We start from the raw sequence: 14,364 nt of genomic DNA, 5'->3' as shown, positions 1-14,364 counted from the left end.
TTTTTTGAAGGCCGGGCAAACGCCCGGCCTTTTATTTGCTTCCGGTAATCGGCGATGAATGTATGCACTTTTCTTCGAAGCTGCGCAGGACGGGCTCTAGCAGCGCCTTCGTACTGAGCAGGGCGAAGGCGTAGGTCTAACTGCATTCGACGGGCTGGTGGCGCGGGCTTTTTTGGCGATGTCGCAAACAGGCTGCAAGCGCGGCGCGGCGCCGCCCTATAGTCTGGCGCAATAGCATCTTGGAGTCGCGGGCAATGGCAGGGTTTCCGGAAAAGGCGAAGGTCGTCATCGTCGGGCTTGGCGGCATCGTCGGCGCATCGGTCGCCCATCACCTGATCGAGCGCGGATGGGACGATATTGTCGGCATCGACAAATCAGGCATCCCGACGGATATCGGCTCGACGGCGCATGCCTCCGACTTCTGCTACACGACCAGCCACGATTTCCTGTCGTGCTGGACGACGCTCTATTCCATCGATTTCTACGAAAAGATGGGCCATTACGCGCGCATCGGCGGCCTCGAGGTCGCCCGCGTCGGCGACGACGCCCGCATGGCGGAGATCAAGCGCAAGATCGCCTCGGCGAAGGCCTTCGGCACACGCGCCCGCCTGATCGATCCCGCCGAGATCAAGGAAAAATTCCCGCTGATCGAAGAACAGATGGTACAGGGCGGCCTGTGGGATCCCGACGCCGGCCTCGTCATCCCGCGCTCGCAGACGGTCGCCGGCAAGCTGGTCGACCAGGCGGAAGCCTCCGGCAAAGTCAGCGCGTTTGCCAATACCTCCGCCAAGTCGCTCGTCATCGAGAACGGCCGCATCAAGGGCGTGGTGACCGACCGCGGCACTATCGAAGCCGACTATGTCGTGGTCTGCACCGGAATCTGGGGACGGCTTATTGCGGAAATGGCGGGCGAGGACCTGCCCGTGATGCCGATCGACCATCCGCTTACCTTCTTCGGGCCGTACACCGAGTTCGCCGGCACCGGCAAGGAGATCGGCTGGCCGCTGCTGCGCGACCAGGGCAACTCGGCTTACATGCGCGATACCGGCGATCCCAAGACGGCCGAAGGCGGGCAGATCGAGTGGGGCTACTACGAAGAGACCAATCCGCGCCTTTGCCATCCGCGCGACATTCTCGAGAAAAACGAGGCACGGCTTTCGCCGTCGCAGCGCGATCTCGACATGGAGCAGATCATGGCGCCGCTCGAGCGCGCCATGGAACTGACGCCGATCCTGGGCGAGTTGGGCTACAATGAGAGCCATTCCTTCAACGGCCTGCTGCAGGTGACGGCGGACGGCGGCCCGTCGATGGGCGAAAGCCAGAAGGTCAGGGGCCTCTGGTATGCCGTTGCCATCTGGGTCAAGGATGGCCCGGGCATGGGCAAGCTCATCGCCGACTGGATGACGGACGGCCGCACGGCGATCGACCACCACGCCATCGACTATTCGCGCTTCTATCCGCACCAGACGAAAGAGCAGTTCATCTGGGACCGCTGCACCGAAACGGCGATGAAGGTCTACAACCCGGCGGTGCATCCGCGCGAACCCTTCTCCAAGGCCCGCAATGTCCGCCGCTCGCCCTTCTGGGAGCGCGAGAAGGAACTCGGCGGCTATTTCATGGAGCTCGGCGGCTGGGAACGCGCCCATGGCTACGCCGCCAACGAGCATTTGCTCGAGAAATACGGCAACCGGGTGCCGATGCGTCAAAACGAGTGGGACAACCGCCATTTCTGGCGCGTCTCGAATGCCGAGCATCTCGCCATGAGCGAGGATTGCGGCATCGTCAACCTGTCGCATTTCGCCATGTACGACGTCGAAGGCCCCGATCACGTCGCGCTGATGGAATGGCTGTGCGCGGCAAAGATCGGCGGCGACGGCAATATCGGCAAGGGCATCTATACCCATTTCCTCGATGAGGAAGGCATGGTGCGCGCCGACCTGACCGTCATCCGCATGGCCGACCGCTGCCGCGTGATCGACGGCGCCGATGCCGGACCGCGCGACTTCCAGTACATGCGCCGGACGGCAGAAGACAAAGGCTTCGACGTTACCGTCACCGACGTGACCGAGAAGTACGTGACCGTCGGCATCTGGGGTCCGAATGCGCGGGCGGCATTGAGCAAGGTCGTGGAAAATCCCGACGGACTGACGCCGGAGAATTTTCCCTTTGCCGCCATCAAGCCTGTCAGGATCGCCGGCAAGGACGTGACCGCCTTCCGCATCTCCTATGTCGGCGAGCAAGGCTGGGAACTGCATATGCGCTACGAGGACGGCCTGGCCGTCTGGGACGCCCTGCGGTCGACCGGCGTAATGGCCTTTGGCGTCGAGACCTATGCCAACAGCCGCCGCATGGAGAAGAGCCTGCGCCTGCAGAACGCGGATCTCTTGACCGAGTACAATCTGCTGGAGGCTGATCTTGCCCGGCCGAAGGTCAAGGAGGCCGATTTCTGCGGCAAGGCAAAGCATCTGGAATATCGCGCCCGGGCGCATCAGCCGGCCATGCTTTGCACCCTTGTGATGACGGACAATACCGATTCCAACGGCGTTCCCCGCTATCCGGTCGGCACGATGCCGGTGATGGACCCGCAAACCGGTGAGACGCTGGTCGACGAGCTCGGCCGTCGGTCGTTCACGACCTCGGTGGCCTATGGTCCGACCCTCGGCAAGAATATCGCGCTCGCCTACCTGCCCTGGGCTTATTGCCAGGAGAGCCGCAAGTTGAGCGTCGAATATTTCGGCGAGAAATACCCGGTCGAAGTGGCCGCCGTCGGCTACAGGCCGCTCTACGACCCGGAGAACCTCAATCCGCGCAGCTGAACTTAGAGACGTGCTCGCAAAAACGTGACTGGAACAGCCGCGCTCTCGGCCGGGCTTTCCTCTTTGTCGGTCGTCGATTTTAGCTTACCGTGCGGCATGTCTGCTTTTGCCTGTGCAAGACATCTCGTCTCGGGTGCCGCCGCGCTGGCGTCGGTGCTATGGCCGGCGGCAATCTCCCGCGCCGCCGAGCCGGTTGACGTCGAACTGGTGCTGGCAGTCGACGTGTCCTTGTCCATGTCGCCCGACGAGCTCGAAATCCAGCGCCACGGCTATGCGGCGGCGCTGACGCACGACGACGTGCTGCAGGCAATCGGCGACGGCGCTCACGGCAAGATTGCCGTCACCTACGTCGAATGGGCAGGCGCGACCTGGCAGCAGGTCGTTGTGCCGTGGACGGTAATCGCCAACCGTGCCGACGCCGAGCGGCTGGCAGCGCAGCTTTCCGCTCATCCGCCGGCCAGTGCCAGGCGCACCTCCATCTCCGGCGCGCTGGAATTCGCCAGCGATCTGTTCGCCGAAAGCGGCTTCCAGGGCGTCAAGCGGGTGATCGACATTTCGGGCGACGGCCCCAACAACCAGGGCGCACCTGTCGACATCACCCGCGACGCCGTGATCAAGCAGGGCATCACTGTCAACGGCCTGCCGCTGATGACCAAGGGCGGCGGGTTCAGCAGCGCTTACGATGTCAACAATCTCGACCGTTACTACAGCGATTGCGTCATCGGTGGGCCGGGTTCCTTCATGATCCCGGTCAATGACTGGACGCAGTTTCCGGAGGCCATCCGCCGCAAGCTGGTGCTTGAGCTTGCCGGTCCGGCCTCGCCGCAGCGAGCGGCGGAAGAGGCGGCGCATCCGCCATTGGTCTTGGCACAGGACAGCCCCGTCACCGACTGCCTGGTCGGCGAAAAAATGTGGCGCGACCGCAGCTGGATGTACAACACCCGCTAATGGCGAAGTTTGCTGCCGGCGGTGAGATACCGCAGTGCAGCATCGGCTTCATTGACAAGCCTGCGGGCGTCTGTGACACAATTCCGATCCGAACAAAAAAGGGGAACCGACATGAACAGGATCGGAATTCTTGCCACAGGCTTGACGCTTGTCGCTGGGTTGTGCGCGCCGGCGATGGCCGCCACATCGGTCAGCATCGGCATCAGCGGATGGACGGGCTTTGCGCCGCTGACGCTCGCCAAGCAGGCCGGCATCTTCGAAAAGCATGGCCTCGACGTCACCTTGAAGAAGGTGCCGCAAGCCAGCCGGCCGCTCGCCATCGCCAGCGGCGACTTGCAATGCGCCGCCACCACGGTCGAGACCTGGCTGGTCTGGAACGCCAACGGCGTGACGACCAAGCAGATATTCCAGCTCGACAAATCCTACGGCGCCGACGGCATCGTCGCCCGCAACGACATCAAGACCGTTGCCGATCTCAAGGGTAAGTCGGTCGCGTCTTCGGCGCCGGGCACGTCGCCCTATTTCATGCTGGCCTGGGTGCTCAACAAGAATGGCATGTCGACCAAGGACGTGACGGTCGTCAATCTGGAGCCGGATGCCGCGGCGCAGGCGTTTCTTGCCGGACAGAACGATGCGGCAGTCACCTATGAGCCGTTCATCTCGGCGGTGCGCGAAAAATCCGAGCAGGGGCATATCCTCGTGACCACTCTCGACTATCCGATGGTGCTCGACACCGTCGGCTGCACGCCGGAGTTCCTCAAGGCCAATCCGGATGCGGCCAAGGCGCTTGCCGACAGCTATTTCGAGGCGCTCGACCTGATCAAGAGCGATCCGGCGAAATCCTATGAGACCATGGGCGCCGACGTGAAGCAGTCGGCCAGGGAGTTCGAAGAGTCGGCCAAATACCTGAAATGGGCGGACAAGGCCGAAAACAAGCAGTTCTTCACCAAGGAGTTCCAGGACTTTTCCAAGACCGCTGGCGAGCTTCTGCTGCAGATGGGCCTGATCAAGGAAGCGCCCGACGTCTCGACATTGGCCGACACCAGCGCCGTCGCCGACTGACCGGCAGGATTGTCGCCCGGCGGCGGTGCCCTGCGCCGCCGCTTTTTCATTCAGATCAAAGGACGGTTGACGATGCCGCGCCCCTTGCATCCGGTCTCGCCCGGCATTCGAACCGTGCTCGGCATCTCGTTCTTCGTGCTGTTCGTGGCGTTCTGGGCGTGGATCACGCTTGGCGGCCACGTCAATCGCATCTTCCTTGCCGATCCGCTTTCGATGCTGAGAGACGGCTGGCGGCTGCTGGTCGAGGACCGCTTCTGGCTCGACATCCTCATCACCATCTGGCGCGTCTTCGGCGGGTTTCTGATGGCAGCCATCGTGGCCGTCCCGCTCGGCATCGTGATGGGCGCCTGGAAGCCCGTGGAGGCGTTCCTGGAGCCGTTCGTCTCCTTCGCCCGCTATCTGCCGGCATCGGCCTTCATCCCGCTGCTCATCCTGTGGGCGGGCGTCGGCGAACTCGAAAAACTGCTGGTGATCTTCGTCGGCTCGGTGTTCCAGATCATTCTGATCATCGCGGTCAAGGTCGGCGGCACACGGCGCGACCTGGTCGAGGCGGCCTACACGCTGGGCTCGTCCGACAACGGCATCGTGCGGCGCGTGATCATGCCGGCCAATGCGCCGGAGATTGCCGAGACCCTGCGCCTGGTGCTCGGCTGGGCCTGGACCTATGTCATCGTCGCCGAGCTGATCGGCTCGTCGTCGGGCATCGGTTACATGATCATCAACAGCCAATCGCGGCTGGCGACGGGGCAGATCATCTTCGGCATCATCGTCATCGGCCTGATTGGGCTGTTGTCCGATTTCGCCTTCAAGGCGCTCAACCGTTGGCTGTTTCCATGGAGCCTGGCGTGAGCAAGCTTCTTATTGAAGGCGTCTCGCGCACGTTCGCCGGTGTCGGCGGCGGGCAGCCGGTCCAGGCGCTGATGCCGATCGATCTGGCGGTCGCCGCCAACGACTTCATCACCATCCTCGGGCCGTCCGGCTGTGGAAAGTCGACGCTGCTGAGGATCGTCGCCGGCCTCGAAGCGCCGAGTGAGGGCCGCGTGTTGCTCGACGGCAGGGTGGTGGACCGGCCGGGTCCAGACCGTGGCATGGTTTTTCAGTCCTATACACTGTTTCCGTGGCTGACGGTCGCCGAGAACATCGCCTTCGGCCTGCGCGAACGCGGAATGGCCGACCGCGAGCGCAGCGACATCGTCGCGTCCTATGTCGATCTCGTCGGGCTGAGAGGTTTTGAGAACCATTGGCCGAAGCAGCTTTCCGGCGGCATGCAGCAACGCACGGCGATTGCCCGGGCACTGGCCAACGATCCGGAGATCCTGCTGCTCGACGAGCCGTTCGGCGCACTCGACAACCAGACCCGCGGGCTGATGCAGGAACTGCTTCTCGGCATCTGGGAGCGCCGGCAAAAGACGGTGCTGTTCGTCACCCACGACATCGAGGAGGCGATCTTCATGGCGTCGCGCGTGGTGGTGATGACGGCGCGGCCCGGCCGCATCAAGTCGGATGTTGCCGTCGACCTGCCGCATCCGCGCCACTATACGCTGAAGACCAGCCCGGAGTTTTCGGCACTGAAGGCGCGGCTGACGGAAGACATCCGCGTCGAGGCGATGCGCACGGCCGAAGCGCTTTAACTCGGTGGACTTTCTTCAGCTGATGGCTCGGATCAAGCCGCCAGAAGCTGCTTGCGGTCGACGCGTTCTTGTTGCGGCGAGCGGGCATAGAGTTCGCGATAGCATTTGGAGAAATGCGAGGCGGAAACAAAGCCGCAGGCGACTGCCACTTCGACCACCGGCAACGACGACTGGATCAGCAGGTGCCGGGCGCGGTCGAGGCGGATTTCCAGATAGTAACGGGCAGGGGAGCGCCCCATCTCGGTGCGGAACAGGCGCTCGATCTGCCGTCGTGACAGGTCGACATGGTCGGCGATCTCGATCAGCGAGAGCGGCTCAGAGAGATTGGCCTCCATCAGCTCGATAATGGTCAGAACCTTGGAATTCTGCACGCCGAGACGGGCGCGCAGCGGCAGGCGCTGGCGGTCGGTCGGGCTGCGCACGCGATCGGTCAGCACCTGCTCGCAGACGCGGTTGACGAGGCTCTCGTCGAAATCGTCGCCGATCAGCTTCAGCATCATGTCGAGCGCGGCGGTGCCGCCGGCGCAGGTGTAGATGTTCTGGTCGATCTCGAAGAGGTCGGCGAAGACATTGGCCTTGGGGAACGCCTCGGAAAAGCCCGGCAGGTTCTCCCAATGGATGGCGCAGCGCTTGTTGGACAGCAGGCCGGCGGCGGCCAGGATATGCGCGCCGGTGCACAGGCCACCGACGGCAACGCCGCGATTGTACTCCTCGCGCAGCCAGGCAAAGGCCGATTTGTTCTGGTAGCGCTCGACATTGATGCCGCTGCAGACGATGGCCATGTTCGGCCGGTCCGGTCCGGACATTTTCTTGCGCTCTTCCTCCAGCGAGGTGTTGACGGCGCATTCGACGCCATTCGAGGCGCGCACCGGCTTGCCGTCGATGCTGGCGAGCCGCCAGCGATAGGCTTCATAGCCGAGCATGCGGTTGGCCGAACGCAACGGATCAAGCGCCGTCGCGAAGGCGATCATGGTGAAATCGGGGACCAGGAAGAATACAAACGATCGCCGGATCGGGTGCTTTACGACGTTCACGGATAGATCCTCACGCTGCAATGGCGCGAACAGGATGTCGCGATCAGCATAGCGACATCAGGAAAAACGTTTCCTGTCAATTGGCTAGATGGCAACGGAAAAACTTTATTTGCGACATGGGTCGCAAATGGGCAATCGCTATGCGGCGAAGGGCACAGCGTGCCGCCGGATTCTCCAAACGAGCCGACGCGGCCTGCGCACACGAAAACGCCGCCTCGGCAAAGCCGAAGCGGCGCTGGGTCGACTTCGAAGCAGCGCTAGGCTGCTTCTGCCAAGATTTGCTGTCTCAGGCGACAAAGCCGAGGCGCGCGGCGGCCATGGCACCGGTCTGGCCAGGCATGGTGTTGGCCAGGCGCTGGCGCTCGAGCGCGGTCGTCAGGTTCATTTCGCGGCGGGCAAAGAGGCGGGCAAAAAGCTTCATGATCATCTCCATTCGGTTGCTCAGACGGGTCGCCTTCGCTTGATGGAGTGGGGCAGCTCGTTTGTTGATGATGATATAGGCTTAGGTGAGGGGAAACTAAATCGCAAAAGCGAAGCACTTGATATGAAAAGCGACACGGAATGCGACAAATTTGGGCATTCTGCCCAGGATTTACGATTATTTACAACGTGTTGATTGCCGGCGCGGGCTGCTATGCGACTTGCTCATATGCGTCATGCGGCGGCGACATGGCTCGGGGAAATCATTTGAATACAAACAAAAAGGCCTGCCGGGCTGATCTGCGCGGCAGGCCTTCAGCTGTTGATACACACGGTTACTTTGCTCCGGCCCAAGATCCCACACCATGGCGATTGCCGGTCTTGGCATCGGCAGCTTCGGGCCAGCCGATATCCTTCTGCAGTTCAATCGGCAGCGCGCGGATGGCGCGTTCCGTCTGGTAGCGGGCACGGGCCTCGCTGAACTCGGTCGCGATCCGACCGATGGATGACAGGATAGACATCTCATTCTCCTTCGCGTTGGGCCGGGATTGTCCCGGCGCTTGCAGCGTCAGGCGGTACACCGGGTTTGTTTCAGCTTCATTTCGTGTCGATTGCAGGTCCGTGTCATGGTTGTTTCGGGACCACTTCTACGTGTCTTGCCTTCGATGGAGTTGACTATCCTCCCAAACTGATGTTCAATCAAACGAAATGGAATGATGGTTTGCATCAGAAAAATTGAAGGTCGCTTCCCATGAACGCCCCACTCAATCATCCGCTGCCGCTGCTCGATCTCGACGTCCTGCGCACTTTCGTCGCAATCGCCGAGACCGGCAGTTTCACCACTGCGGCCAATGCGGTCTTCCGCACGCCGTCGGCCGTCTCCATGCAGATCAAGAAGCTGGAGGACATTCTCGGCCGCTCGGTGTTCGCGCGCGACGCCCGTTCGGTGACGCTGACCACCGATGGCGAGATGCTGCTCGGCTATGCGCGCCGGCTGCTGTCGATCAATCGCGAGGTGGTGTCGAAGTTCATCATTCCAGACATTGTCGGGGTGGTGCGGCTCGGCTCGCCGGACGATTACGGCGAACGTGTGCTGCCGCATGTGCTGAAGCGGTTCGCACAATCGCATCCATCGATCGCGGTCGACGTCACCATCGACCAGAGCGTCAATTTGCGCCGGCGCATGGACGACCGGGCGCTCGACATCACGCTGCTCACCAACTCCTACAAGACCAGCGCGATCGGCGCCGAAGTGCTGCTCACAGAGCCGATCGTCTGGGCCGGTGCCAAGGGCGGTTGCGCGCATCTGCGCGAGCCGCTGCCGGTCTCATTGTGGGAAGAGGGCTGTGCCTGGCGGGCAGGGGCATTGGAGGCGCTTGGCCGCGAGGGCCGCAACTACCGCATCGCCTATATGAGCGCACACACGGCCGGCCAGCGCGCCGCGATCATGGCGGATCTTGCAGTCGCGCCGCTGCCGAAATCATTTCTCGGCAGTGACATGGTCGAGTTGTGCCCGAAGGACGGCATGCCTGACATCGGCACCTACAATCTCGCCATGGTGGTGACGCCAGACGCCAGCGCGCCGGTGAAGGCAGTCGCCGACCATATCCGCGCGACGTTTGAGATGTTCAGGGAAACTGGGAAGTTCTGACCCAAACTACGACCTGAGCGGCGCAACCAGATCGCGAGGGGTTCCGTCGCGGTCTGTCCTCTGCAGCGACAACACGCCTGCCGTGGCATGATAACTGTCAGTTTCGTTGGTCAAGAAGGCCACTATACTGTCCCGCGCGCGTCGCGCCTCCGGCATGTCGATCAACGGCCAGACATGGAACATGCCTTGCTCGTGGACGACCTCAATTTCGACGCCGGCCGCGCGTGCCTTTTCCGCGAAGATCAGATTGTCGGGGGTGAGCAGATCGCGTGAACCGGTCAGCAGCAGCGTTTTGGGCAGCACCGACAGGTCGCCGTAAACCGGGCTGATGCGCCAGTCGGTGGGATCTATACCGGCGCTGTAAAGCCGGATCGCCTCGCGGCCGCCAGCAATGCCCAGCCACGGATCGTTGCGTTCAGCCTCATACATTTCTGGGTTGGCGAGCGACACGTCGAGGCCGGGCGAAATCAGCACGTGGCGTGATGGCAAGGGCAGGCCGTCTTGCGCAGCCATCATGGTCAGCACGACGGCCATGTTTCCGCCGGCGGAATCGCCCATGAAGATGATGTCATTCGCCCCGGTTTCGCCGAACATCTGGCGGTAGACGGCGCCGACCATGCCGAACATGGCGTGGAAATCGTGTTCGGGAGCAATGGGATAGATCGGCACAGTGATGCCGAACCCGAGACGGTCGGCCATGTCCGCGATCAGCCGCCAATGATAGGGTGTGATTTCAAAGACGTAAGCGCCGCCGTGCAGGTAGAGAATCCGCCTCCGCTCGCCAGCCTTGGGCGCGATCTCGTAGACGGGGAAGCCGCTGATCGTGCGGGTTGTGATCTCCAGGCGCGACTGCAGCGACGCAGGCGGCTGATGGTTTTCAGTCTTGCGCGCATAGGCGATCCAGCGCTGCAGGTTCTCCGGGCTGGAAAACGCCTTCTTGCGGCTGTACCTGAGGACGAACGACACGACGTGGCTTTTGAGGCTGAGCATACAGATACACGGACTTCGGCTGAGCCGACTAAGAGAACCCCCGACTATTTCGAAGATTGTGTCGCCACCAAAAAAGTCAAGATTTATGCGATCTCAACACGGTGGTTTGATCCCGGCCGGCGACAAAGCGTCCGGCCTATGGAGTCCCTGGCCCAGCGGCGCAGCTCAACGCCGGGGCAGTAATGCGGCGCGCAGCCAATTGCTGGGTGCAGCCGGAGCCGCATTGCGGCCCCGGCGAATACCGAGCAGCTTGCATTTGTCGGTGAATTTCATCCGCGCTGCATGCCCCAGCCGACCGAAAGCTGCTTTTTGCTCGATCGCGGCGACACCGGCCAGCCAATGTCCTTCTGGATCTCAGGCGGCAGGCTGTTCAGGATGCGCAGCGACTTGCGCGCTTCGCGTGCTTTCTTGAAGGCCGCACCATAGCGGCCGAGGCTTTCGAACATCGACATCTTGATCTCCTTTGGAGCGTTGCGGTGGCCGGAAACTGGTTCTGCCTGCCGTTCGATGCCGGTTAAATGCACCGCCTATGTATCTGGCGGATTTCACGAAAACGCGATTTCGTTTCCAGATCGGCGCGATCTGGAAACATTTGCATACAAATGAAAATGGAAGGTATGACAGGCCTAGCGGGGGCGAGTCATCCCCGCCCGCGCCGCGCGGCGTGGCCTTCGCGCGAACGCCGCCGCGGGGCGGCGTCGCCGGCAATGCCGTCTTCGCTCACCGTCTTGCGCGGCGGCAGTTTGACCGCCGCCGAAAGCTTGGGGAACGGGTCGATCTTGTTCGGCAGCGCCATGGCGTAGACGAAATGCTCCTGGAATTTCGGCTCCAGGGCCGTCTCAATCTTCTCGATCCTGCTGACGGTTTCCTCGATCTCGCGGCGATAGCCGCGGTTCAACAGCGCCATGCGGGCACCGGCGCCGGCCGCATTGCCAACGGCCGAGACCTTGTCGAGGTCGCAATCCGGGATCAGGCCCAGCACCATTGCGTATTTCGGGTCGATGAACGAGCCGAATGCACCGGCGAAGTGGATGCGGTCGACATGATCAGTGTGCTGCTTTTCCATCAAAAGCTTGGTGCCGGCATAAAGGGCGGCCTTGGCAAGCTGGATAGCGCGCACGTCGGTCTGGGTGATGGTGATCTTGGGCCCGCCTTCCTTCAGCACATAGGAGAAGGTGCGGCCGTTGGCGACGACGCGCGGCGAGCGGGCGCTCAGCGATCCGTCGACGACACCGTCCTCGGAGATGACGCCGGCGAGATACATCTCGGCGACTACCTCGATGATGCCGGAGCCGCAGATGCCGGTGACGCCGGTCGCCTGCACGCTGTCGAGGAAGCCCGGCTCGTCGGACCAGAGTTCCGAGCCGATGACGCGATATTTGGGCTCCAGCGTTTCGGGATCGATACGGACGCGCTCGATGGCACCCGGTGCGGCGCGCTGGCCGCCGGAGATTTCCGCGCCCTCAAAGGCCGGGCCGGTCGGCGAGGATGCCGCCACGACCCGCTGGCGATTGCCGAGCACGATCTCGGCATTAGTGCCGACATCGACGATCAGCATCATTTCGTCCTGGCGGTGCGGCCCCTCCGACAGCGTCACCGCCGCCGCATCGGCGCCGACATGGCCGGCAATGCAAGGCAGCATATAAAGCCTGGCGCCCTGGTTGAGCTTCAGGCCGATATCCGATGCCTTGATGTGGACGGCGCCGGAGATCGCTAGCGCGAAGGGAGCGCCGCCGAGCTCGGTCGGATCGATGCCGAGGAACAGATGGTGCATGATCGGATTACCGACGAAAACGGAATCCAGTATGTCGTTGCGCTGGACGCTGCCTTCGGCGCAGACCTTGTCGACGAGGCCCGAAATGGCCTCGCGCACGGCGACTGTCATGCCTTCGCGGCCGTCCGGGTTCATCATCACGTAAGAGACGCGGCTCATCAGATCCTCGCCGAAGCGGATCTGCGGATTGGATGTACCCGACGAGGCGGCGACGCGGCCCGACAGCAACGACACCAGATGCATGGCGATCGTGGTCGAGCCGATATCGCAGGCAAGCCCGTACGCCTCGTTCTTGAGGCCTGGCCACAAGGCGATGACCCGTGCGGTCTCGCTGTCGGTGTCCTTGTGGATGGCGGCGGTCGCGGCCCAGTTGCCTTTGCGCAAAATGCCTTGCACCTGCGGCAACAGATGGAAATCGAAATCGAGGCTCTTGAGGCCCCAGTCCTTCATCAGCGCGATTTTCAGGCGGTCGAGGTCGCCGAGCGGCTTGTGCATGTCGGGTTCTTCGATCTCGACATAGCACATGCGGATTGCCGCATCGCGGGCGATGACCCTGGTGTCGGCGTCTTTGCGGATGGTTTGCGCGTTGATGACGGTGTCCTGCGGCACGTCGACGACGAGATCGCCGAGAATCTGCGCCGAGCAGGACAGGCGGCGGCGTTCGGGCAGCCCACGAACGCGCTCGTAGCGCTCTTCCTTTGCGCCCTTGGGCGAGATGTGGTCGTTGGAGGAAACGATCTTGTGCTTGGCGAAATTGCCTTCCTGCACCTCGATCTGGCAACGCCCACAAGTGGCACGCCCGCCGCACACGCTCTCGACATAGACACCGAGCTGGCGTGCGGCATCCAGCACCGGCGTGCCGACCGGAAACCGCCCGCGCTTGCCAGACGGCATGAACAGCACGAGCGGATCGGTGATGTTGACGGGAGAGTTCATACGTTCCAGACTTTACTTTCTACGCTGCTCAGGTCTTGGCCGCGGCAGCGATGCCGCAGTGTTTCGGTTCCTCCCCAGTCCTAGGCCCCATATCGTGTCGGCCAAGCCATGGCTCAACCCCGGGCCATCCGCGCTTCGCGGCCGCCGCGCCTGCGTCCGCCATTGCCATTGCCATCGCCCGGCGCGTTGACCTGCGTCCGGGCGGCAACGGCCTGGCCGCCTTCGGCAGGCTTGTAATCCTTGTAGGTCCTGATCCAGTTGGTGCAGTTCTCATCGGTGCCGTTCAGCACATTGGCGCCACGCACCGCTTCCATTTCCTGCGGCCGCACCGGGTTCATGATCGCCGAGGTCATGCCGGCGCCGATCACCATCGGAATGAAGGCGGCGTTGATGCCATGACGGTGCGGCAGGCCGAACGAGATGTTAGAGAGGCCGCAGGTGGTGTTGACCTTGAGCTCCTCGCGCAGGCGGCGTAGCAGTGCAAACACCTGGCGGCCGGCATCGCCCAACGCGCCGATCGGCATGACCAGCGGGTCGACGACCACGTCATGCGCCGGAATACCGAAGTCTGCGCAGCGCTGAACGATCTTCTTGGCGACGGCGAAGCGCACGTCGGGGTCCATCGAAATACCGGTCTCGTCGTTGGAAATGGCGACGACCGGAACGTTGTATTTCTTGACCAGAGGCAGGATGGCCTCGAGCTTTTCCTCCTCGCCAGTGACGGAGTTGACCAGCGGTCGGCCCTTGGCGACTTTCAGCGCCGCTTCGATCGCCGCGGTCACCGAGGAGTCGATCGACAGCGGCAGGTCGACCAGGCCCTGCACGATCTCCAGGGTCTGCACCAGCAGGCCGGGTTCGGTCTCGTTCGGGTTGACCGAGGTGACGCCGGCATTGACGTCGAGCATGGTTGCGCCGCAGGCGGCCTGTTCCAGCGCATCCCTGATGACGGTCTCAAAATTGCCCGCGATCATTTCGGCGGCCAGCTTTTTGCGGCCGGTCGGGTTGATGCGCTCGCCGATCACGCAGAAGGGCTGATCGAAGCCGATGATGATTTCTCGTGTCGCCGAGGCGACGATGGTCCGGGTCATGAAATCTCTCCATC

General features: G+C 62.6%; 13 protein-coding genes. 6 read left to right on the top strand and 7 right to left on the bottom strand.

All coding sequences use genetic code 11. The features are described 5' to 3' along the window. The first annotated feature begins 254 nt into the window (after positions 1 to 254). The 5 genes from NKH37_RS16470 (at position 255) to NKH37_RS16450 (ending at position 6,457) form a co-directional block, all read left to right on the top strand. Positions 255 to 2,816 (top strand): GcvT family protein, encoded by a 2,562-nt coding sequence (locus tag NKH37_RS16470; protein WP_353005454.1) that lies wholly within the window; start codon positions 255 to 257, stop codon positions 2,814 to 2,816. Positions 2,817 to 2,912: 96 nt separating this feature from the next. Beyond that, on the top strand, positions 2,913 to 3,764 hold the full coding sequence (locus tag NKH37_RS16465) for a DUF1194 domain-containing protein (protein WP_023719921.1): 852 nt from the start codon (positions 2,913 to 2,915) through the stop codon (positions 3,762 to 3,764). A gap of 111 nt (positions 3,765 to 3,875) precedes the next feature. Continuing rightward, on the top strand, positions 3,876 to 4,826 hold the full coding sequence (locus tag NKH37_RS16460; RefSeq protein WP_352861044.1) for an ABC transporter substrate-binding protein: 951 nt from the start codon (positions 3,876 to 3,878) through the stop codon (positions 4,824 to 4,826). A gap of 72 nt (positions 4,827 to 4,898) precedes the next feature. Further along, a complete protein-coding gene (locus tag NKH37_RS16455) occupies positions 4,899 to 5,675 on the top strand; it encodes an ABC transporter permease (RefSeq protein ID WP_352484520.1) in 777 nt (258 codons plus the stop codon). After that, entirely contained in the window at positions 5,672 to 6,457 is a 786-nt protein-coding gene (locus NKH37_RS16450) for an ABC transporter ATP-binding protein (RefSeq protein ID WP_352640485.1), read from the top strand. The genes NKH37_RS16455 and NKH37_RS16450 overlap by 4 nt, the downstream gene beginning before the upstream one ends. 32 nt (positions 6,458 to 6,489) lie before the next feature. On the opposite strand, the gene NKH37_RS16445 is transcribed toward NKH37_RS16450, so the two are convergent. The 3 genes from NKH37_RS16445 to NKH37_RS16435 all read right to left on the bottom strand — a co-directional run bounded on the left by NKH37_RS16445 (position 6,490) and on the right by NKH37_RS16435 (position 8,432). Then, entirely contained in the window at positions 6,490 to 7,428 is a 939-nt protein-coding gene (locus NKH37_RS16445; RefSeq protein ID WP_302895626.1) for a GlxA family transcriptional regulator, read from the bottom strand. A gap of 349 nt (positions 7,429 to 7,777) precedes the next feature. Continuing rightward, positions 7,778 to 7,912 carry a hypothetical protein gene (locus tag NKH37_RS16440; protein ID WP_013894968.1) on the bottom strand — a complete coding sequence of 45 codons (135 nt, stop codon included), beginning with the start codon at positions 7,910 to 7,912 and terminating at the stop codon, positions 7,778 to 7,780. Positions 7,913 to 8,246: 334 nt separating this feature from the next. Beyond that, complete coding sequence (locus NKH37_RS16435; RefSeq protein WP_353005452.1) at positions 8,247 to 8,432, bottom strand: hypothetical protein; 186 nt, start codon at positions 8,430 to 8,432, stop codon at positions 8,247 to 8,249. A 230-nt stretch (positions 8,433 to 8,662) separates the two neighbouring features. Here NKH37_RS16435 and NKH37_RS16430 point away from each other — a divergent pair, with 230 nt between their 5' ends. Further along, positions 8,663 to 9,562 carry a LysR substrate-binding domain-containing protein gene (locus NKH37_RS16430; RefSeq protein ID WP_023676521.1) on the top strand — a complete coding sequence of 300 codons (900 nt, stop codon included), beginning with the start codon at positions 8,663 to 8,665 and terminating at the stop codon, positions 9,560 to 9,562. Positions 9,563 to 9,568: 6 nt separating this feature from the next. Here NKH37_RS16430 and NKH37_RS16425 read toward each other — a convergent pair whose 3' ends face one another. The 4 genes from NKH37_RS16425 to NKH37_RS16410 all read right to left on the bottom strand — a co-directional run bounded on the left by NKH37_RS16425 (position 9,569) and on the right by NKH37_RS16410 (position 14,350). Continuing rightward, entirely contained in the window at positions 9,569 to 10,552 is a 984-nt protein-coding gene (locus NKH37_RS16425) for an alpha/beta hydrolase (protein ID WP_352640484.1), read from the bottom strand. 269 nt (positions 10,553 to 10,821) lie between these two features. Next, on the bottom strand, positions 10,822 to 11,004 hold the full coding sequence (locus tag NKH37_RS16420) for a hypothetical protein (RefSeq protein WP_023719927.1): 183 nt from the start codon (positions 11,002 to 11,004) through the stop codon (positions 10,822 to 10,824). A 188-nt stretch (positions 11,005 to 11,192) separates the two neighbouring features. Beyond that, on the bottom strand, positions 11,193 to 13,262 hold the full coding sequence (locus NKH37_RS16415) for an ASKHA domain-containing protein (RefSeq protein ID WP_352640483.1): 2,070 nt from the start codon (positions 13,260 to 13,262) through the stop codon (positions 11,193 to 11,195). A 113-nt stretch (positions 13,263 to 13,375) separates the two neighbouring features. After that, positions 13,376 to 14,350 (bottom strand): methyltetrahydrofolate cobalamin methyltransferase, encoded by a 975-nt coding sequence (locus tag NKH37_RS16410; RefSeq protein WP_023719929.1) that lies wholly within the window; start codon positions 14,348 to 14,350, stop codon positions 13,376 to 13,378. Positions 14,351 to 14,364: the final 14 nt, after the last annotated feature.

It is taken from the genome of Mesorhizobium sp. M1217 (assembly GCF_040318275.1).
Taxonomy (GTDB): Bacteria; Pseudomonadota; Alphaproteobacteria; order Rhizobiales; family Rhizobiaceae; genus Mesorhizobium.
Note: the sequence above shows the minus strand (reverse complement) of the source record. Positions and strands in the feature narration are given on the sequence as shown.

What these genes read in the sequence shown, in the direction of transcription:
- NKH37_RS16470 (WP_353005454.1), top strand. Translation starts at nt 255, where the DNA reads ATGGCAGGGTTTCCGGAAAAGGCGAAGGTCGTCATCGTCGGGCTTGGC.
- NKH37_RS16465 (WP_023719921.1), top strand. Translation starts at nt 2,913, where the DNA reads ATGTCTGCTTTTGCCTGTGCAAGACATCTCGTCTCGGGTGCCGCCGCG.
- NKH37_RS16460 (WP_352861044.1), top strand. Translation starts at nt 3,876, where the DNA reads ATGAACAGGATCGGAATTCTTGCCACAGGCTTGACGCTTGTCGCTGGG.
- NKH37_RS16455 (WP_352484520.1), top strand. Translation starts at nt 4,899, where the DNA reads ATGCCGCGCCCCTTGCATCCGGTCTCGCCCGGCATTCGAACCGTGCTC.
- NKH37_RS16445 (WP_302895626.1), bottom strand. Translation starts at nt 7,428, where the DNA reads ATGATCGCCTTCGCGACGGCGCTTGATCCGTTGCGTTCGGCCAACCGC.
- NKH37_RS16440 (WP_013894968.1), bottom strand. Translation starts at nt 7,912, where the DNA reads ATGAAGCTTTTTGCCCGCCTCTTTGCCCGCCGCGAAATGAACCTGACG.
- NKH37_RS16435 (WP_353005452.1), bottom strand. Translation starts at nt 8,432, where the DNA reads ATGTCTATCCTGTCATCCATCGGTCGGATCGCGACCGAGTTCAGCGAG.
- NKH37_RS16430 (WP_023676521.1), top strand. Translation starts at nt 8,663, where the DNA reads ATGAACGCCCCACTCAATCATCCGCTGCCGCTGCTCGATCTCGACGTC.
- NKH37_RS16425 (WP_352640484.1), bottom strand. Translation starts at nt 10,552, where the DNA reads ATGCTCAGCCTCAAAAGCCACGTCGTGTCGTTCGTCCTCAGGTACAGC.
- NKH37_RS16420 (WP_023719927.1), bottom strand. Translation starts at nt 11,004, where the DNA reads ATGTCGATGTTCGAAAGCCTCGGCCGCTATGGTGCGGCCTTCAAGAAA.
- NKH37_RS16415 (WP_352640483.1), bottom strand. Translation starts at nt 13,262, where the DNA reads ATGAACTCTCCCGTCAACATCACCGATCCGCTCGTGCTGTTCATGCCG.
- NKH37_RS16410 (WP_023719929.1), bottom strand. Translation starts at nt 14,350, where the DNA reads ATGACCCGGACCATCGTCGCCTCGGCGACACGAGAAATCATCATCGGC.